The 17,199-nt window shown below is 71.9% G+C and carries 18 protein-coding genes and 4 pseudogenes; 9 read left to right on the top strand and 13 right to left on the bottom strand.

Annotated elements, in window-relative coordinates; genetic code table 11:
• Positions 1–4 precede the first annotated feature (4 nt).
• Positions 5–397, top strand: coding sequence for a helix-turn-helix domain-containing protein (locus tag AQJ91_RS43550; protein ID WP_067034212.1), 393 nt, complete (start codon positions 5–7; stop codon positions 395–397).
• Positions 398–400: 3 nt separating this feature from the next.
• On the opposite strand, the gene AQJ91_RS43545 is transcribed toward AQJ91_RS43550, so the two are convergent.
• The 3 genes and pseudogenes from AQJ91_RS43545 to AQJ91_RS43535 form a co-directional block, all read right to left on the bottom strand.
• Positions 401–1,003 carry a ClpP family protease gene (locus AQJ91_RS43545; protein WP_067034209.1) on the bottom strand — a complete coding sequence of 201 codons (603 nt, stop codon included), beginning with the start codon at positions 1,001–1,003 and terminating at the stop codon, positions 401–403.
• Between the two features lie 2 nt (positions 1,004–1,005).
• On the bottom strand, positions 1,006–1,659 hold the full coding sequence (locus tag AQJ91_RS43540; protein WP_067034206.1) for an ATP-dependent Clp protease proteolytic subunit: 654 nt from the start codon (positions 1,657–1,659) through the stop codon (positions 1,006–1,008).
• A gap of 122 nt (positions 1,660–1,781) precedes the next feature.
• Positions 1,782–2,492, bottom strand: a pseudogene (locus tag AQJ91_RS43535) (alpha/beta fold hydrolase); the annotation flags it as partial.
• A 163-nt stretch (positions 2,493–2,655) separates the two neighbouring features.
• Between AQJ91_RS43535 and AQJ91_RS43530 the strand changes: the two are divergent.
• A complete protein-coding gene (locus AQJ91_RS43530) occupies positions 2,656–3,138 on the top strand; it encodes a VOC family protein (protein WP_067034203.1) in 483 nt (160 codons plus the stop codon).
• Positions 3,139–3,178: 40 nt separating this feature from the next.
• On the opposite strand, the gene AQJ91_RS43525 is transcribed toward AQJ91_RS43530, so the two are convergent.
• A complete protein-coding gene (locus tag AQJ91_RS43525; RefSeq protein WP_067034197.1) occupies positions 3,179–4,066 on the bottom strand; it encodes an SGNH/GDSL hydrolase family protein in 888 nt (295 codons plus the stop codon).
• Positions 4,067–4,304: 238 nt separating this feature from the next.
• Here AQJ91_RS43525 and AQJ91_RS54915 point away from each other — a divergent pair, with 238 nt between their 5' ends.
• Complete coding sequence (locus tag AQJ91_RS54915) at positions 4,305–4,886, top strand: effector-associated constant component EACC1 (protein WP_067034194.1); 582 nt, start codon at positions 4,305–4,307, stop codon at positions 4,884–4,886.
• 88 nt (positions 4,887–4,974) lie between these two features.
• On the opposite strand, the gene AQJ91_RS43515 is transcribed toward AQJ91_RS54915, so the two are convergent.
• On the bottom strand, positions 4,975–5,982 hold the full coding sequence (locus tag AQJ91_RS43515) for a zinc-binding alcohol dehydrogenase family protein (RefSeq protein ID WP_199848180.1): 1,008 nt from the start codon (positions 5,980–5,982) through the stop codon (positions 4,975–4,977).
• A 146-nt stretch (positions 5,983–6,128) separates the two neighbouring features.
• On the opposite strand from AQJ91_RS43515, the gene AQJ91_RS43510 reads away from it, so the two are divergent.
• The gene (locus tag AQJ91_RS43510) at positions 6,129–6,929 is read left to right on the top strand and encodes a VOC family protein (protein WP_067034187.1); all 801 of its coding nucleotides are present in this window, start codon (positions 6,129–6,131) and stop codon (positions 6,927–6,929) included.
• Between the two features lie 42 nt (positions 6,930–6,971).
• Positions 6,972–7,655, top strand: a complete 684-nt coding sequence (locus AQJ91_RS43505; protein ID WP_067034184.1) for a ribonuclease H family protein — start codon at positions 6,972–6,974, stop codon at positions 7,653–7,655.
• Here AQJ91_RS43505 and melC2 read toward each other — a convergent pair whose 3' ends face one another.
• Entirely contained in the window at positions 7,656–8,480 is an 825-nt protein-coding gene (gene melC2, locus AQJ91_RS43500) for a tyrosinase MelC2 (RefSeq protein ID WP_067034182.1), read from the bottom strand. It abuts the gene before it with no gap.
• Positions 8,481–8,512: 32 nt separating this feature from the next.
• Positions 8,513–8,884: an apotyrosinase chaperone MelC1 gene (gene melC1, locus AQJ91_RS43495; RefSeq protein WP_067034179.1), complete on the bottom strand. Its 372-nt coding sequence runs from the start codon at positions 8,882–8,884 to the stop codon at positions 8,513–8,515.
• Between the two features lie 260 nt (positions 8,885–9,144).
• On the opposite strand from melC1, the pseudogene AQJ91_RS56910 reads away from it, so the two are divergent.
• A pseudogene (locus AQJ91_RS56910) lies at positions 9,145–9,353 on the top strand (FAD-dependent monooxygenase); the annotation flags it as partial.
• A 64-nt stretch (positions 9,354–9,417) separates the two neighbouring features.
• Here the strand turns inward: AQJ91_RS56910 and AQJ91_RS54910 are convergent.
• Positions 9,418–9,597, bottom strand: coding sequence for a hypothetical protein (locus tag AQJ91_RS54910; RefSeq protein WP_067034173.1), 180 nt, complete (start codon positions 9,595–9,597; stop codon positions 9,418–9,420).
• On the opposite strand from AQJ91_RS54910, the pseudogene AQJ91_RS56905 reads away from it, so the two are divergent.
• From AQJ91_RS56905 to AQJ91_RS43470, 3 genes and pseudogenes are all read left to right on the top strand, one after another.
• Positions 9,536–10,005: pseudogene (locus AQJ91_RS56905) on the top strand (MFS transporter); the annotation flags it as partial. The gene AQJ91_RS54910 and the pseudogene AQJ91_RS56905 sit on opposite strands and share 62 nt — an antisense overlap.
• Before the next feature lie 64 nt (positions 10,006–10,069).
• Positions 10,070–11,053, top strand: coding sequence for an aldo/keto reductase (locus AQJ91_RS43475; RefSeq protein WP_067034167.1), 984 nt, complete (start codon positions 10,070–10,072; stop codon positions 11,051–11,053).
• A gap of 89 nt (positions 11,054–11,142) precedes the next feature.
• Entirely contained in the window at positions 11,143–11,640 is a 498-nt protein-coding gene (locus AQJ91_RS43470) for a DUF6328 family protein (protein WP_107122699.1), read from the top strand.
• 16 nt (positions 11,641–11,656) lie between these two features.
• On the opposite strand, the gene AQJ91_RS43465 is transcribed toward AQJ91_RS43470, so the two are convergent.
• The 5 genes and pseudogenes from AQJ91_RS43465 to AQJ91_RS43450 all read right to left on the bottom strand — a co-directional run bounded on the left by AQJ91_RS43465 (position 11,657) and on the right by AQJ91_RS43450 (position 17,153).
• Entirely contained in the window at positions 11,657–12,682 is a 1,026-nt protein-coding gene (locus tag AQJ91_RS43465) for a hypothetical protein (protein WP_067034163.1), read from the bottom strand.
• Positions 12,683–12,834: 152 nt separating this feature from the next.
• Positions 12,835–14,460: a protein kinase domain-containing protein gene (locus tag AQJ91_RS43460; RefSeq protein ID WP_079085649.1), complete on the bottom strand. Its 1,626-nt coding sequence runs from the start codon at positions 14,458–14,460 to the stop codon at positions 12,835–12,837.
• 301 nt (positions 14,461–14,761) lie between these two features.
• A pseudogene (locus AQJ91_RS58805) lies at positions 14,762–14,869 on the bottom strand (tetratricopeptide repeat protein); the annotation flags it as partial.
• 127 nt (positions 14,870–14,996) lie between these two features.
• Positions 14,997–15,668, bottom strand: coding sequence for an AIM24 family protein (locus AQJ91_RS43455; RefSeq protein ID WP_067034157.1), 672 nt, complete (start codon positions 15,666–15,668; stop codon positions 14,997–14,999).
• Positions 15,669–15,734: 66 nt separating this feature from the next.
• Positions 15,735–17,153 carry a CAP domain-containing protein gene (locus AQJ91_RS43450; protein ID WP_067034154.1) on the bottom strand — a complete coding sequence of 473 codons (1,419 nt, stop codon included), beginning with the start codon at positions 17,151–17,153 and terminating at the stop codon, positions 15,735–15,737.
• Positions 17,154–17,199: the final 46 nt, after the last annotated feature.

Raw genomic sequence — 17,199 nt, 5'->3', positions numbered from 1 at the left:
AGAGGTGAGCGAACAAGCGCCGAACCAAGCCCGCGTGATCCCCCTGCGTCCAGGGACCGCCCGCCCAGTGTCCGACCGCCCCGCCACCGAGCCCCCGCCCAGGGAACCCCTGTTGCGTGACCTGGTCGGCGACGTCCTGCGCCGTGAACGCCTCGCCCAGGAACGCACGCTCAAGGACGTGGCCGACGCGGCCCGGATCTCCATGCCGTACCTGTCGGAGGTGGAACGGGGCCGCAAGGAGGCCTCCTCGGAGGTCCTCGCGGCCGCCGCCCACGCCCTGGGACTCGGTCTCGGCGACCTGCTGTCGCTGGCCCAGGGAGAGCTCACCCGGCAGCGGCACACAGCCGTCCGCAGGGCGTCGACCACGCCGTACAACGGACTCTGCCTGGTCGCCTGACGCTCAGACCGCCGCCAGACGCCGGCTCACCACCTCGTCGGCCAGGCCGTACGCCACGGCCTCCTCGGCGGTGAACACCTTGTCGCGGTCCATGTCCGCGCGCAGCGTCGCGATGTCGTGGTGTGTGTGCCGGGCCAGCACCTCCTCGACCTGGGCGCGGATCCGGACCATCTCCTTGGCCTGGAGCGCGAGGTCGGAGACCGTGCCCCGGCTGCCGCCGGTGGCCGGCTGCCCGAGCAGCACGCGCGCGTGCTCCAGCACGAACCGCCGCCCGGGATCCCCGCCGGCCAGCAGCACGGCCGCCGTGGACGCCGCCTGGCCGACGCAGAACGTCGAGATCGGCGCCTGTACGTACGTCATCGTGTCGTAGATCGCCATCAGCGAAGTGAACGAGCCGCCGGGGGAGTTGATGTAGATCGCGATCTCGTTCTCGGGTGCCGCCGACTCCAGATGGAGGAGTTGCGCGATGACGACGTTGGCGACGCCGTCGTCGATCTCGGTGCCGAGAAAGATGATCCGCTCGGACAGCAGCCGGCTGAACACGTCGTACGACCGCTCGCCCTGCGGGGTCCGCTCGACGACATTCGGAATCGTGTACGTCCCCATCGCTACAGCTCCATCCGTCGCTTCGAGGCGGCCGGGCGGACGTCCGCGAGGGACTCCACGACCCGGTCGACCATGCCGTACTCCCTGGCCTCCTCGGCCGTGAACCAGCGGTCGCGGTCGCCGTCCCGGGAGATCGTCTCCGGGCTCTGCCCGGTGTGCTCGGCGGTGATCCGCTCGATGGACCGCTTGAGTTGCTCCAGGTTCTCCGCCTGGATCTCGATGTCCGCCGTGGTGCCGCCGATGCCCGCCGACGGCTGGTGCATCATGATCCGCGCGTTCGGCAGGGCGTACCGCTTGCCGACCGCGCCGACGCTCAGCAGGAACTGGCCCATGCTGGCCGCGAAGCCCATCGCCAGCGTCGAGACGTCGTTCGGGATCAGCCGCATCGTGTCGTAGATCGCGAGACCCGCGTGCACGGACCCGCCCGGGCTGTTGATGTACAGGCTGATGTCGGTGCGCGGGTCCTCCGCGGACAGGATCAGCAACTGGGCGCAGACCCGGTTCGCGGAGACCTCGTCGACCTGGGTGCCGAGCAACACGATGCGCTGCGCGAGCAGTTGGCCGGCCAGCTGGTCGTCGAACCGCGTGGGCGCGGTGTCGCCCTCCTCGGCCCGGGGCAGCAGGGCCGGGCCGGGGCCGGCGATGAGTGGGGACATGAGCACTCCTTGTCGAGGCGTGATGTCGTACGGCGGAGGTCGCCGCGATCTCCACTCTCGGCCCGGTCCCGAGCCCGGCGGGGATTTCTAGGCCCGCAGCAGATTCGCCGAGGGCAGAGCGGTCAGCCGTCGCCCTTCTCGCGCAGCTGCCGGGAGAAGGCCCGCACGCCCCCGATCAGCAGGTCCGGCTCCTCCATCGCCGGGAAGTGCCCGCCCCGGTCGAACTCCGTCCACCGCACGAGGTTCTCGGTCCGCTCCGCCTTGTGCCGCAGCGCGACCTGTGGTTCGGCCGGGAAGAGGGCGAGTGCGGTCGGCGCGGTCGACGGCTCGGCGGGCCGGGCGATACGGCCGTGGGTGGCGTGGGCCCGCTCGTAGTGGATCCGGGCCGACGAACCGGCCGTCCCGGTCAGCCAGTACAGCGTCACGTCGGTCAGCATCCGGTCCCGGTCCACCGCCTCCTCGGGCAGCTCCGCCGAGTCCGTCCACTCCCTGAACTTCTCGATGATCCAGGCGAGTTGACCGACGGGAGAGTCATGGAGCCGGTACGCCAGGGTCTGCGGCCGGGTGTGCTGGATGCCGTAGTAACCCGTGCCCTCGCGCGACCACTCGGCCCACCGGCGCCACGACAGGAGCGTCCGCTCGCGCTCCTCGGGGCTGAGCGCCGCCAGTTCCTCGGGCGTCGGCTCGGTGGCCGCCTGCGCGCCCGGCAGCAGGTTGAGGTGGATGCCGAGCACCCGGTCCGGGTGCGCGCGGCCCAGCTCGCGGGAGATGGCCGCACCCCAGTCGCCGCCCTGCGCGCCGAACCGCTCGTAGCCGAGGCGGCGCATCAGCTCGGTGCGGAAGGGCCGGTGCTGTCTGCGGGCGAGGACGTCATGGTCGCGATGCCAGTTCCGATCGGTGGTACAGCCATCCATATCAAGGCGCCGTCCGGCCGATGAGTTCCGGGGGGTCGATCAGTCGGTACAGACGACCGCGTTCCACGCCCAGGAGGTACTCATGGCCACCGACGGATTCACCACGTGTCTCTGGTTCGACGACCAGGCCGAGGAAGCCGCCCACTACTACGTCTCGATCTTCAAGAACTCCAGCCTCGGGAAGGTCGCCCACTACACCGAGGGCAGTCCGCGTCCCGCCGGTTCCGTGATGACCGTCGAGTTCACGGCCAACGGTCAGCGGTTCCTCGGACTCAACGGCGGCCCGGAGTTCACGTTCAACGAGGCGATCTCCTTCATGATCGCCTGCGCGGACCAGGAGGAGGTCGACTACTACTGGACCAGGCTCACCGAGGGCGGCGGCGAGCCCGGACCCTGCGGCTGGCTCAAGGACAGGTACGGCGTCTCCTGGCAGGTCGTCCCCGACCGCCTCATCGAGCTGACCACCGACCCGGACCCGGAGAAGGCGGCTCGCGCGATGAAGGCCATGCTGGCGATGGGCAAGATCGACATCGCGGCCCTGGAGCAGGCGGCCGCGGGCGAGTGAGCTGTAGCGGGTCGGCCGCCCGCGCCAAGGGCGGCCGACGCTACGGGTTCGCGCCGATCACCCGTGTGATCTCCCGGGCGATCCGCAGGATGCCGGGGGAGCGGACCGGACACGGCTTCGGCGTGGACGTCGTCGGCGCCAGACAGAAGTGCAGATAGTCGTCGTCCCGGTGCAGGGCGGTCCGGTCGCGTCCCGGCTGGGTGCAGTAGTCGGGGTGATCGCGTTCGTACGCCGTGCACGGCAGGTACTGGACCCAGCGGTGGCGGGCGTCGGCGGCGCTCACCGCCTTCCCGGCGTCGGCGACCAGATCGCCCGAGGCCGCGGCCCGCTCCTCGTAGAGCGCGTTGACCCGCCGGACCCGGTCGGGCGTGATCGGGTCGGGGCCCTGCAGCACCCAGACGATCCGGGGGCCTCCGGCCGCGGCGATCTGGTCGGTGAGCCGCTTCATGTCGGCCGCGTACCGCTTGAAGTACCGCTCGGGTGAGGCGTCGTGGGTGATGCCGCCCATGCACGGCGTGTAGCCCCACGCGTTCCCCCAGAACTGCAGGACCACGAAGTCCGGCCGCAGCCCGCGCACCAGGGCGGCCGCCTTGTCCGCGACCGGTACGAGGGACTGCTCGCCCGTGCCCTCCAGATAGTCGCAGAGGGTCGTCCCCGAGTACGGGGCGCTCGTGTACCGCGCGCGCAGGTCCTTGCGCAACTCCTGGCCCAGCACCTTCTGGGCCTCCATCGCCAGCGAGTCGCCCAGATACAGCACGGTCGGCGCCTTGACCGGCGCGCTCGGCGAGGCGGGTGCCGGCTGGTGCGTGGTCGCCGACGCGCTCGGCAGCTCCGGAGGCGGTGCCGCCACCGGCTCGGACGCCGGATCCCCGCACGCGCCGAGCAGCAGCACGGCCAGCAGCATCCCCACGGTCCACGGTCTCCGCATGCCGCAACTCCCGCCCCGGCCACCGAAATGGGCTCCCCAGGCAAGCACAGCCGGGCCCAAGGGGGAAGATGCGCGGCGGCCTCGGGACGTCATCCACGTACTGCGGCCGCCCACCACGATCGAGTGACGCCCCTCAACGGCCATGAATGCGAAGGCCGTCCAGCCCTGGCGTGGTGCGCCCGCAAGGAACCGCGACAGGGGAGAACCATGCGTATCGAGATCCAGGTCGGCGAAGGCGATGGGGCGTCGGCCCCTGGACCTGTACCGCTGGCTGCGCCGGGACCGGGACATCCGCCGGCACGCCGACCTGAGCCTGGGCTCCGCACGGCCCGGCGACGGGGCCATGGGGGCCGCCGACCTGATCGACCTCGTGCTCGGCCACGGCATCGCCGCCCTCAACCTCGCCCTCTCCTACGCCGCATGGCGCGCGACCCGCTCCGCCGCCCCGTCCGTCACCTTCACCGTCGACGGCAGCTCGGTCACGCTCCAGGGCCGCTGCGACGAGGAGACGGTCCGGCTGATCGCGGACCTGCTGGACCGCCGCACGGACGGCACGCGACAGCCTCAGGACGACCTGGAGACCGTGCAGTGCCCCAGCCAGGCGGCCACGGTCGGCAGGGCGTCCACATCAAGAGGCTCACCGAGCCGGTCACCGACCCCGCCCTGTGTGGGGGGGCGGAAGCACTGCGTCGTCCCGCCCAACCCGACGGAGTCCGCCGAAGTCATCGACACCGTACGCACCGCCGCACGGCCGGCGACGGGCGCCTTCCTGCTTCACTTCGCCGGCCACGGCCTGCCGTCATCACGAACACAGGCGTGATCACACGCCGGTCGTACTCACCCGGACGGGCGGCGTACGGGGCACCCGACCGCCCCGGCCCGGTCTGCCGGCCGGCGCCGGGAGCCGCTCAGGACAGGTCGTTCACCAGTACGGCCGCCCCGTCGAAGCGGCCCGCCTTGAGGTCCCGGAGCGCCTCGTCGGCCCGCGACAGCGGATACGTGTGCGTGGTGGCGAGGACGCCGTGCCGGGCGGCCAGCGTCAGGAACTCACGGCCGTCCGCACGCGTGTTGGAGGTGACGCTGCGCACCTGCTTCTCGTAGAACAGCTCGCTCTCGTAGCGCAGCGGCGGCGTGTCGCTGAGGTGGATGCCGGCGATCGCCAGCGTGCCGCCCCGGTCCAGGGCCCGCAGCGCGACCGGGACCAGGTCGCCGACCGGGGCGAACAGGATCGCGCTGTCCAGCGGCTCGGGCGGCAGGTCGTACGCGTCGCGCGCCGACGCCGCCCCCAGGTCCAACGCCAGCCGTCGCGCCGCCGCACCACGGGTCAGCACATGCACGGTGGCGCCCTCGGCCAGCGCCACCTGCGCACACAGATGGGCGCTGCCTCCGAAGCCGTACAGCCCGAGCCGCCCGCCCGGTGGCAGCGCCGCCCGGCGCAGCGCGCGGTAGCCGATGATCCCGGCGCACAGCAGCGGCGCGAACGCCACGTCGTCCAGGCCGCCGGGCAGCCGGTAGGCGAACGCGGCCGGCACGGTCGTGTACTCCGCGTAACCGCCGTCGGCGTCCCAGCCCGTGTACCGCGACCCCGGGCACAGGTTCTCCGACCCGCGCGCACAGTAGGCGCAGGTGCCGTCGGTCCACCGCAGCCAGGCCACCCCCACCCGCTCCCCTGCCTCGAAGCCGCTCACCCCGGCCCCGAAGCCCGCCACCACCCCCACCACCTCGTGCCCGGGCGTCACCCCGACCCGACGCACCTCCAGGTCACCCTCGGTGACATGCAGATCCGTCCGGCACACCCCGCACGCGCGCACCCGCACCAGCAGTTCTTCGTCCCCCGGCACCGGAACCGGCTTCGCCACGAACCTGAGCGGTCCTTCCTCCACCGGGCCGGGCTCGACCACCGACCAGGCATGCATCGTCCCGTCCGTCACAGCACTCCCCGTCCGCCGTGGACCGTCCCCTCCCAGTCTGAAACGGCCGGAGGCGTTCGGCGCGCGGTTCGACCGGCGGATGGCTAGCGTGAGGAAGCGGACCATCCACCGATCCGGAGAGGGCCGCAGCCATGGCCGTACAACCAGAGGGAACACCCTGTTGGGCCGATGCGATGTTCAGCGACGTCGAGGGAGCGAAGAGCTTCTACGGTGACGTCCTCGGCTGGACCTTCGGCGAGGCGTCGACGGAATACGGCAACTACACCCAGGCCTACGCGGACGGCAAGGCGGTCGCCGCGGTCGTGCCGCCCATGCCCGGCCAGGAGGAGCAGTCGCAGTGGTGCCTCTACTTCGCGACCCCGGACGCCTCCGGCACCGCCGCCAAGATCCGTGACAACGGCGGTGAGGTGCTGATGGAGCCGATGCAGGTCGGCGAGTTCGGCACCATGTGCCTGGGCCGCGACCCGAGCGGCGTCGTCTTCGGCGTGTGGCAGGCGGGACAGCACGAGGGGTTCGAGGCACCGCCCGAGCAGCCCGGCGCCTTCTGCTGGGCCGAGGTCTTCACCCGCGAGCCCGAGAAGTCCGACCCGTTCTTCTCCGCCGTCTTCCCGTACACGGCGAAGCAGATGGAGGACGACGGGATCGACTTCCGCATGTTCAACGTCGGCGACCATACCGTCCTCGGCCGCATGAAGATGACCGAGGAATTCCCGCCCGAGGTGCCGCCGTACATCAACGTCTACTTCACCGTCGCCGACTGCGACGACGCCGTCGCGAAGGCCACCAAGCTCGGCGCCGTCCTGCGCTTCGGCCCGATGGACAGCCCTTTCGGCCGGTTCGCGGCGCTCAGCGACCCGCAGGGCGCCAGCTTCTCGGTGATCGACGTCACCACGACCTCGGGCGAGATGCCGCAGACCACGGACGTCTCCTGAGGCGAGACCGGACCGCCCGCCGGCCCATGGCATGATCGGCACATGCGTGAACGTGTGGTGGCCGCGTGCGACGGGGCTTCGAAGGGAAACCCCGGGCCGGCGGGCTGGGCCTGGGTCGTCGCCGACGAGAAGGAGACCCCGGCCCGCTGGGAGGCGGGGCCGCTCGGCAGGGCCACCAACAACGTCGCGGAACTCACCGCGCTGGAACGCCTGCTGACGGCCGTCGACCCCGGTGTACCGCTGGAGGTCCGGATGGACTCGCAGTACGCCATGAAGGCCGTCACCACCTGGCTGCCCGCCTGGAAGCGCAACGGCTGGAAGACGGCCGCGGGCAAGCCGGTCGCCAACCAGGACCTGGTCGTACGCATCGACGAACTGCTCGACGGCCGCTCGGTCGAGTTCCGCTACGTCCCCGCCCACCAGGTCGACGGCGACCCGCTGAACGACTTCGCCGACCGTGCCGCCAGCCAGGCCGCCACCGTCCAGGAGCCCGCGGGCAGCGACCTCGGCTCCCCGGAGCCGCCGCCCTCCCCGGACACCCCGGCGTCGAAGGCGCCGCGCCGCAAGCCGGCGGCGGCCCGGAAGAGCGGCGGCTCCTCGTCCCGCACCATCAAGGCCAAGTTCCCCGGCCGCTGCGTGTGCGGCCGTCCCTACGCGGCGGGCGAGCCCATCGCCAAGAACGCGCAGGGCTGGGGCCACCCGGAGTGCCGCACGGCCGAGGCCTGATCAGGCCGCGTCGAACGTGTAGAACGTCGTGTGGTCCAGCAGTTCCGAGGGCCGCACGTCGTTCCACGGCTTCATCGTCTCGCCGAGGTCGACGACGTCCGGCGTCCCGGCGGCCGGCACATAGCCGGAGCCGGGGTGGCGCCGCTGCCAGTCCGCCCACAGTTTGTCGACGTAGGCGTGGTGCAGCCAGAACACCGGGTCGTTGGGCGACACACCGGTCGCCATCTGGCCGCCGACCCACACATGGACCCGGTTGTGCAGATTGACGCCGCGCCAGCCCTCCAGATGGTTGCGGAAGCCGTCCGAGGCACTGTTCCAGGGCGCCATGTCGTACGTCGCCATGGCGAGCACGGAGTCGACCTCGGCCCGGGTCGGCAACTCCCGTACGGCGCCGCCGAGTGAGCGGCGCAGAAACGTCCGCCCGTCGACGCGCACACTGATCCGCCAGTCGCCGGTCGACGCGGCGAACGGCCCGTCCATCACCCGGCCGTCCAGGCTGCGCCCGGTGCCGCCGAGGAAGTCGGGCGCCCACAGCGAGGACCGTATCGAGCGGTCGGTGCTCCAGTCCCAGTACGGCAGCGCGACCGTGGCGTCCACCTCCTGCAGCGCGCGCTCGAACTCGAGCAGGAATCTGCGGTGCCAGGGCAGGAACGACGGCGAACGGTGGCCCGTGCGCTCCCCGCTGTCGGTGTCGGCGAGGATGAAGGCGTTGTGCGTCGTGACGAAGGCGTCGTAGCGGCCGCTGCGCTTCAGCTCCAGGACGGCGGCGACGAAACGCCGCTTCTCGTCGGCGGTCAGACTGGCCTGGTTCTTGCGGACGGTCATGTGCGGGTGCTCCAGAGTGCTTGCAGGACTGGTCAGTTGGCGGGGAACGGCAGCAGCTCGGCGCCCTGCAGCTCGTCGACCGCGGCACGGGCGGCGGCGCGCGGCGTGGCCACCGGTTCGTAGTGGCTGACGACGCTGATCCAGCTGCCGTCGGCGTTGCGCATCACGTGCAGCTCCACTCCGTCGACGAACACGGCGTAGCCGGCGCCGTGGTGGTGGTGGCCGCCGCGTGCGGCAGGCCGGCCCTGTATCAGGCGGCCCTTGTAGACCTCGTCGAAGGCCTGCGGGGAGTTCTGGCGGTGCCCTTCCGCGGGCGCGGAGGGGGCGGTGGCCGCCTGGACACCGGCCACGGTGGCGAGGGCGGCCGCGGCGGTGAGTGCGCGGCGACGGCTGAGTTCCGGCATACGGACCTCCTGGGTTCGTTCGGTTGACGACCCCGCATGCCTACCGGCAGCGCCGAGGGCGGGAGAAATCGCCCGCACCCGGTTGGCTGTGATCCGGACAAGTGCCCACATGTCATGCAAGGTTGAACCAAGATGATCTTGCTGTGTCGGGTACCCGTGGCCCTCCGGAAGGGGGAATTCCTTCTCGCGGAGGCCGTGTTCCTGGTGGTGTTTCGCGGCCCGGTGTGTCCTCAGTGGTCTGTCTCACCTGCTGAAGCTGACGCGATCCGGAGGGTTCCACTTACGGCTGGGGCGTCATTTGGTGGCGCGGACTGCTCGACGGCTCCACGCACACGACCCCGAGCCGGCGCGCACCATCGAGGGGAGCCCCGTCCGCTGGAACGAAGACGTCGCCCACGTCCGGGACCTGACGGCCCGGCAGCCCGGCGACGAGGGGCACGGCATCGGCCGCCACCGCCTGCTGGAGGTCCGAGGACGCCATTGCCTGGCTGACGCGCTGTGCGCCCCCCCGGCGCTCCGCAGGCCCTCGCCCGCTACGAACAGCGGTGCAATCCGGAGTTGTTGTCCATCCAGAGCGCGGCCCGCCACAGGGCCTGCTGGAGGCGCTGCGCCGCCTCAAGCGCCGGCTCGGACCGAGGGGCGCGCGGGGACGCGGCCCGGATCTCGGCCGCCCGCGGCCCGCGCGTCACGCTCGGGTCGGGGGTGCTGGTCATCGCCGTCGGCTACGCGGTGCGGATCGTGGACAGCCGCGACCTGTGGATGATCATGCTGGGCGCGGCGGTCGTCGGCACCGGCACCACGCTGGCGTACTCGGCGCTGCAGGCCCTCGTCCTGCACACCGTCCCGGCCGGGCAGACCGCGTCCGCGAACGGCGTCAACGTCCTGATGCGCACGATCGGCCAGGCCGTGTCCAGCGCCGCCGTCGCCGCCGTACTGGTCCACCACACCAGCATGGTCGAGAACGCCCCCGTGCCCACCCCCACGGCTACCTGCTCGCCTTCGCCATCGCCGGCTCGGTCGCCCTGGCGGCCTGCGCGACCGCCCTGTCCATCCCTGGCGACTCCGCACGGGACGGGACACGTGGGACCCGCGTCGCCCGCGACGAGACGTCGGAGGGAGCCGGCCGGAATCCCGGCTGGAGGAGCCCGTTCCGCAGGTGTCCGAGACGGATGACAGACTGACGCCATGGACGAGCGTGTAATCGGTAGGTTGGGCCGGCAGGCATCCGTCGTCGGTCTCGGCACCTGGCAGCTGGGCGCCGACTGGGGAGACGTGGACGACAAGGAAGCCCTGGCGGTGCTGGACGCGGCCGTCGAGTCGGGGGTGACCTTCTTCGACACCGCCGACGTGTACGGCGACGGACGCAGCGAACAGACCATCGCCATGTTCCTGCGCGGCCGGCCCGAGCTGGACATCTTCGTGGCGACCAAGATGGGGCGCCGGGTCGACCAGATCCCGGAGAACTACGTCCTCGACAACTTCCGCGCCTGGAACGACCGTTCGCGGCGGAACCTCGGGGTCGACCGCCTCGATCTGGTCCAGCTGCACTGCCCGCCGACGCCGGTCTACTCGACGGACGAGGTGTTCGACGCGCTGGACACCATGGTCGACGAGGGGCGCATCGCGGCGTACGGCGTCAGTGTGGAGACCTGCGAGGAGGCGCTGACCGCCATCGCCCGCCCGGGTGTGGCGAGCGTGCAGATCATCCTCAACGCGTTCCGTATGAAGCCGCTGCGCGAGGTGCTCCCCGCCGCCCGGGAGGCGGGCGTCGGCATCATCGCCCGCGTCCCGCTGGCCTCGGGCCTGCTGTCCGGCAAGTACACCAAGGACACCGTCTTCCCCGACAACGACCACCGCACCTACAACCGCCACGGCGAGGCCTTCGACCAGGGCGAGACCTTCTCCGGCGTCGACTACGGGACGGGCGTCGAGGCGGCCGTCGAGTTCGCCGCCCTCGCCCCGGAGGGCGTCACCCCGGCCCAGCTGGCCCTGCGCTGGATCATCCAGCAGCCCGGCGTGACCACCGTCATCCCCGGCGCCCGCTCACCCGAGCAGGCCCGCGCCAACGCGGCCGCCGCCGAGCTCCCGGAGCTGTCCGAGGCCACGCTGGCCGCCGTCCGGGACCTCTACGACCGGCGGATCAAGGACCAGGTGGAGAGCCGCTGGTAGGGCCATTCGGCCGGTGACCGACAGAACCCCCGCTCATGGGGTACTCGGCGGGAGCGGAAGACTCAGGTCGTTCGAACCCGGGAGGAACGGTGCCGGTCAGCGGCGACGGCGCGAGCGGACGCAGGGGGCGTCACGAAACCGAGGACGAGCGCGCGGACCGGATGTGGGGCGAGCTCATCCAGGAGGTCCGCGTGGCGCAGATGGGCGTGCAGATCCTGTTCGCCTTCCTGCTGACCGTCGTGTTCACGCCGAAGTACGACACCCTGGACTCCACGGACCAGACGATCTACATCGTGACGGTCGTGCTGGGCGCCGCCGCCACCGGCGCCCTGATCGGGCCGGTGTCCCTGCACCGCCTGGTCTCCGGCCGGCGTATCAAGCCACGGGCGGTGGAGTGGGCCTCCAGGCTGACCTTCGTCGGCCTGGTCCTGCTCCTCGCCACGATGACGTCCTCGCTCCTGTTGATCCTCCGGGTCGCCACCCAGGACGGCTATGTGCCGTGGCTGGTCACGGCCGTCGTCGTCTGGTACCTGCTGTGCTGGTTCGGAATCCCGCTGTGGACACGCCGCCGCCACACGACCAGGTGAGCCCCGGCGTGCCGGGCTACCCCTGGTGCGGCGCCGCCCCGCGCAGCGCCGCGATGCACGACGAGATGGCCTGCTGGAGGTCCTCCAGCTGCTGCACCATGTCGTCCTCGACGAACTCCTGCACATCGTCGAAGGTCAGCTCCTCGAACACCTTCGTCGCCTTCTGCAGGCTGCTGTAGAACTTCGTCCGCCGCTCCTGGACGCGCAGTTCGGGATCGGCCTCCACGGTCTCGACGACGAGGCCCTTCAGGGTGTCGTACGCCTCGGTGGCCCACTCGCCGGTGTCCTCGTCCTCGTCCAGTTCCTCGATCAGCGACAGATGCCGCTCCGCCTCCTGGCGCAGATCGACGGGCGCGTCGACGGTCTGCCCGGCCGGCGTCCTGATCTGTCCCGACTCGGCGATCTGGCGGACGTAGCCGATCCGGTCGGCCGCCCGGCTCTCGCTGGCGACGGCCTTCTTCAGGTCGTCGGTGCGGACCACGTCCCGCGCCAACTCGGCCTGGAGCTCCGGGTCTTCACGGACCCGGTCGAGGAGCGCCTGGCGGGCCGCGCGGGCCGTGGACGGGTCGGCGAGGATCGCGGCGCGCAGCGCGGTGGGGTTCTCCGCGACCTCCAGGGCCTTCGTCGGGCGGATGCCCTCGGCCTCGGCGGCCTCGGCGATGGCGGTGCCGCGCTCGGAGGTGGCGCTGTTGCGGGAGACGTAGTAGCTCAGCCACATGTCCGCGTCCGGCAACTCCACCTCCGCACCCGGCGCGAGCGCCTCGAAGTGCGGCACGAGACCGTCGTCGGCAGCCCGGTCCCAGGCCTTGTAGTAGCGCATGACGCGCTCGGGGGAGCACTCCGCGAGCTCGGCGAACTCCTTCGCGGACACCTTCGGCGTCTCGTCCGCGCTCTGCCCGCCGGGCCGTACGCTCCGCGCCACCATCAGGCCGAAGGCCCAGCCGCCGGTCCGCGCATAGGTCCCGAACTCGCGGGCGTCCCGTGCGACGAGGTCGGACAGGGGCGCGGGGGACGTCTCGGACGGGACGATCGCTAGGGTCACGGATGACTCTCCTGGTACAGGTCTGGTCGGACTGCGCACGTGCAGACCGGAATCCTATGTGCGCCCATGGGCAGTGATTCGCCAGGGACCACACCACGCCCACCGCCGTGGGGCACCACCGGCCGCTCCACGCGAGGGGAGCACCCCGCGGGTCAGTCCGACGGCTCCCGGAAGGTACGCAGGAAGACGTCGAGGGCCTGCTGGTTGTCGCGGTCCTCCCAGTCCCCCGCCGGCGTCGTCCAGCGCAGCGAGTACCCCCGGTGCTCGCCGATGAGGAAGCCGCGGCCGAAGGTACGGACCCGGGTGCCGTCGCCCTCCGCCGTCCACTCCATGTCGGCGGCCTCGTAGCCCTGGTACGTGGTCGCCCGGATCTCGCCGATCCGCCGGAACCCGCCGGCCTTCTTCAGCCCGGGCTCGACGTCGTCACGCCACACGGCGACGGGGTCCGGGCCCAGACGCTCGCTGTAGGTGACCGCGAGGGTGCGCGGGTCGTCGGCCGCGCCGAAGACCACGCGGTACGCCAGGTCGGACATGCGTGTGGTGCTCAGCGGGCGCCAGCCCTGGGGGAGGGCGACCGAGAAGCCCTCCGGTGAGGTGTAACGGCGGAAGCCGTCGGGAAGGGCATCCGGATCCTTGGCCGGAGGGGACGGGGTGGAGGTCGGAGTGGGGGTGGTGGGAGTCGCTGTCGGACTCGGGCTCGGGCTGGTGGGCGAGGGGGTGGGCGTCGGCGTCGGCGTGGGGGTGGGGGCGGGTTTGCTGGCCGAGACGGTCGGGCGCGGTTCCGTCCCCGCCGTGGCGTCCCCGGAGTCGTCCGGCCGGGTGGTCGCGGCGAGAACGGCGCCCGCGATGGTGACCACGGCCAGGGCAGTGCCGGCGACCATGGCGCGCCTGCCCCACCCCGGACCGGTGCCGTACACCCGGCGGCGCAGGCGCGCACTCGGCACCGTCCGCACGACCGCGTCGGGGTCCTCGCTGAGCACCCGCACGAACGCCTCGCGCGCGACCGGGCGGCCCAGCCGCTCCCGGGAGTCCTTGCGGAGCAGCCCCTGCACGGCCTGGGTGAGCGGCCCGGACCGCAGCGGCTGGCGCAGCGGCAGTCGGTCCACCCCCTTCAACGTGCACTCGGCCCGGTCCCGTTCCCGGAACGGCGGACGCCCCTCCGTCATCGTGTAGAGGATCGCGCCGAGCGCCCACAGGTCCGCGGCCGGCCCGATGCGCTCGTCGCGGGCCTGCTCGGGGGAGGCGTACGACGGTGCCGCGACCCGCGGGGCGAGGGTCGCGCCGGCCAGCCCGAAGCCGGTGACCACGACGGAGCCCTGGTCCCGCACGAACACCTGGCCCGGACTGAGTTCACCGTGCGTGATGCCCTGACCGTGCGCGGCCTCCAGCACGTCGAGCAGTTCCAGGCCGATGCGCGCCGCCCGCACATGGGTGAACGCGCCCTGTTGGGCGAGGAGTTCGCCCAGCGGCGTGCCGTCGATCCACTCCGTGACGACCCACAGGGTGCCCGACACCTCGACGGCGGCCAGCACCGCGGCGACCTGCTTGGGGCGCAGCAGCCTCATCTTCTCGGACGTGCGGACCACCCGGGCGGTGGCCCGGCGCGCGCTGTCCCCGCCCGCGTCCTCCGGGAGGTCTGTCTGTGTGATGAGACAAGGCCATCCGGTCTCGACGTCCTCGCCGTACCAGCAGACGCGATTCGCCTCGCGGTGGACGACATCGACGAGCCGGTACCTTTCGGCTACCAACTCGGCAGCGGAGACGTGCGCCTCGACCATGTTCATCCCTCGTTGAACCCGTGGCTCTCACCTTTCCCAGAGGTACGACGCGCACGACTGTGTATGTTCAATGAATCCGCGACCAAAAGGCGTCTCTTCCCTTTTGGTCCTGTCGTGCGCGGAACTGGCCGACGAATGACGAGAATTGAGACTGGACCCGACCTGTCTCAGAGGTCCCGCCCGACGAGGAAGTCCAGCAGCGCCCGCAGTTCGTCGGCGGCTCCCGCCTCCAGCGGTACGTCGCCGAGGGCCGCCGCCACGGCGTCGACGTGCCGGCGCGCCTCGGCCAGCGCCGCCGACCGGCCGCCCGCTCGCGGCCCAGCCGGGCCCGGGACTTGGCCAGCCCCAGCCGCGCCAGCGCCTCACCGCGCGGCTCGCTCATCGCACGGAACTCCGCGAGCGCCTGCTCGTCTGTATAGCTCGTCGAAAATGTGCCCCGGCCCAGCGGGCCGGGGCATCAACTGTTGTCGATCAAGACGTCGGCAAGGCTTGCCGGGTTGCCTGTGAGGCGCAGGTCACTGCACGGGACCTCGGCACTACTGGGTCTTGTGCGGTGTCACCTCGCTCGGCCGTACGACGACATAGCCCTGGCCCTGGAGCATCAGCTGCACGGCCTCCCCCGAACCGCCGCGCAGCATCGAACCGACGGACTGTGAGCGGTGCAGCGAGGTCTGCAGGCCGGCCGTCCAGCCGACGATCGCGTCCGTGTCGACGAAGACCGGGAACTGCGGCGACACCGGTATGACCAGCGGGTTGCCCTCGCAGACCAGTCCCAGCCTGCCCTGTCCCGAGAACACGCTGTTGAACAGGCCGCCGCCGGTGATGCCCGCGCCCTTCACCGTCGCGATCCGGTACGACAGCGAAGCGTCGAAGCACAGGACGTTGCGGCCGTTGACGGTGAACTCGTCGCCGGGGTCGACGTCGACGACGAAGCAGTTCTGCGCCTCGTGCGCGAACCAGGCCTCGCCCTGTCCGCGCACCGCCATCAGCGGCAGCCCCTCACCGGTCATGGCCCGCTTGAGCATGCCGCCCACGCCCTGGCCCTTGCGCTCGAACTGGAGGTTGCCGCGGTAGGCGACCATCGCGCCCTGGCGGGCGAGCATCTCGCCGTTCACCGCGTACTTGATGCATTTGGCGTTCTCGACCGTCATGCCCGGCGCGGTGGCGGGCTGGACCATGTGCTCGTTGGAAAAGAGGTCACCCTTCATGCGGGCATCCTGTCCCGGTGGGACACGTTCTGCCTAGCACACGGTGGGTGTCGTCGTCCTCGGACGTCAGGCGCCGAAGAGCTGGGTCCAGTACGTGCCCGCCGGGCCGCCGCCCGCGAAACCGATCCCGATGTGGGTGAAGTCGCGCTTGAGGATGTTGGCGCGGTGGCCGGGGCTGTTCATCCAGCCGTCGACGACCTCGGCGGCGGAGCGCTGGCCGCAGGCTATGTTCTCGCCGATCGAGCGCCGCCGGGCACCCGCGGCGGCCGCCCGGTCCCACGGCTGGGTCCCCTCGGGCGAGGTGTGGGAGTAGAAGGCGCGCGCCGCCATGTCCGCGCTGTACGCCAGCGCGGCCCTGGCGAGCGCGGGGTCGACGGCCAGCGGAGGCAGCCCGGCCCGGGCCCGCTCCCGGTTGGTCAGCTCGACGACCTCCGCCGCCGTCCGGGACAGACCGTCCGGCGTGAGCGGCCGGGCCCACAGCGCCGTCCAGTAGGTGTCCCCGGAGCGGCCTCCGGAGACATACGCCAGACCGGCGTGGGTGAAGACCGGGTCGTGCAGCGTGCGCCGGGGCTGGTCGGCGCCCAGGCAGTACTCGACGAACTCGGCGGGGGTGCGCGGGCCGGACACCAGATGCTCACCGACGGTCAGATACGAGTAGCCGGCGGCGGTGATGCGCTGGTGGACGGAGACACCGTCCCGGCCCTCCACGCCGAGGCGGCCGACGGACGCCATGGCGCAGGCGTGGGCGCGGGCGGCGGAGGCGAGACGTGCGTCGAGGACGACCGGGGGTGAACCGGCCCTGGCGCGGGCGGAGTTGACCAGCGTCAGGAAGCCGTCGGGGTCGGGGACGGGATGGTGGCCTGGTGCGGTGGGTGTAGGCGTGGGCGGGTGCGTGGGCCGGGGGTGCACGGAGGGCGAGGCCGCCGCGGTGGGCCTGACGTGCGCGGCGGGTGTGGCAGGTGCCGCGTACCCGGGCCGACTGGCGGATGCCGGGGACGGGTTCGCGTCCTCCAGGACGTCCACACCGAAGTCGCGCGCGAGCCCCGCCAGCCCGTCGGCGTACCCCTGCCCCAGGGCCCGCAGCTTCCAGCCGTTGCCGCGTCGGTAGAGCTCCGCGAGCAGCAGCACCGTCTCCTGCCGTGGCCGCGGCGGGGCGAACCGGGCGATGCGGTGGCCGCCCGGGCCGGTGACCTGGAGGATGGGGGCGGGCAGGCGGCCCAGGGGAGTGCCGGGGTCGGAGGGGCTGACGACCACCGTGACCCGGGTGGCTCCGGGGCGCAGCCGCGCCGGGTCGACGGTCAGGATGTCGGCCTGCAGCCGGGCGCCCGGGGCGGACGGCTGGTTGTAGAACACGAAGTCGCCGTCGCCCCGGACCCTGCCGCCGTCGTCGGTGATGAGCGCGGACACATCGAAGGGGCCAGGCACCCGGACGGCCACGGAGCCGCCGGGAAGGGGCACATTGCCCCCGGGGACCAACTCGCTCATCGGGCCGTCCTGGTGTGCTGGTGATCCGGTGGGGATGTCCGGAAAA

The sequence above is a fragment of the Streptomyces dysideae genome (assembly GCF_001514305.1).
Taxonomy (GTDB): domain Bacteria; phylum Actinomycetota; class Actinomycetes; order Streptomycetales; family Streptomycetaceae; genus Streptomyces; species Streptomyces dysideae.
Note: the sequence above shows the minus strand (reverse complement) of the source record. Positions and strands in the feature narration are given on the sequence as shown.

Excerpts from the sequence above, each read along its gene's own strand:
- AQJ91_RS43540 (WP_067034206.1), bottom strand. The coding sequence starts at position 1,659 with ATGTCCCCACTCATCGCCGGCCCCGGCCCGGCCCTGCTGCCCCGGGCC.
- melC1 (WP_067034179.1), bottom strand. The coding sequence starts at position 8,884 with ATGCCGGAACTCAGCCGTCGCCGCGCACTCACCGCCGCGGCCGCCCTC.
- AQJ91_RS54915 (WP_067034194.1), top strand. The coding sequence starts at position 4,305 with ATGGGGCGTCGGCCCCTGGACCTGTACCGCTGGCTGCGCCGGGACCGG.
- AQJ91_RS43505 (WP_067034184.1), top strand. The coding sequence starts at position 6,972 with ATGCGTGAACGTGTGGTGGCCGCGTGCGACGGGGCTTCGAAGGGAAAC.
- AQJ91_RS43525 (WP_067034197.1), bottom strand. The coding sequence starts at position 4,066 with ATGCGGAGACCGTGGACCGTGGGGATGCTGCTGGCCGTGCTGCTGCTC.
- AQJ91_RS43450 (WP_067034154.1), bottom strand. The coding sequence starts at position 17,153 with ATGAGCGAGTTGGTCCCCGGGGGCAATGTGCCCCTTCCCGGCGGCTCC.
- AQJ91_RS54910 (WP_067034173.1), bottom strand. The coding sequence starts at position 9,597 with ATGACCAGCACCCCCGACCCGAGCGTGACGCGCGGGCCGCGGGCGGCC.
- AQJ91_RS43530 (WP_067034203.1), top strand. The coding sequence starts at position 2,656 with ATGGCCACCGACGGATTCACCACGTGTCTCTGGTTCGACGACCAGGCC.
- melC2 (WP_067034182.1), bottom strand. The coding sequence starts at position 8,480 with ATGACCGTCCGCAAGAACCAGGCCAGTCTGACCGCCGACGAGAAGCGG.
- AQJ91_RS43455 (WP_067034157.1), bottom strand. The coding sequence starts at position 15,668 with ATGAAGGGTGACCTCTTTTCCAACGAGCACATGGTCCAGCCCGCCACC.
- AQJ91_RS43545 (WP_067034209.1), bottom strand. The coding sequence starts at position 1,003 with ATGGGGACGTACACGATTCCGAATGTCGTCGAGCGGACCCCGCAGGGC.
- AQJ91_RS43510 (WP_067034187.1), top strand. The coding sequence starts at position 6,129 with ATGGCCGTACAACCAGAGGGAACACCCTGTTGGGCCGATGCGATGTTC.
- AQJ91_RS43460 (WP_079085649.1), bottom strand. The coding sequence starts at position 14,460 with ATGGTCGAGGCGCACGTCTCCGCTGCCGAGTTGGTAGCCGAAAGGTAC.
- AQJ91_RS43475 (WP_067034167.1), top strand. The coding sequence starts at position 10,070 with ATGGACGAGCGTGTAATCGGTAGGTTGGGCCGGCAGGCATCCGTCGTC.
- AQJ91_RS43515 (WP_199848180.1), bottom strand. The coding sequence starts at position 5,982 with ATGCATGCCTGGTCGGTGGTCGAGCCCGGCCCGGTGGAGGAAGGACCG.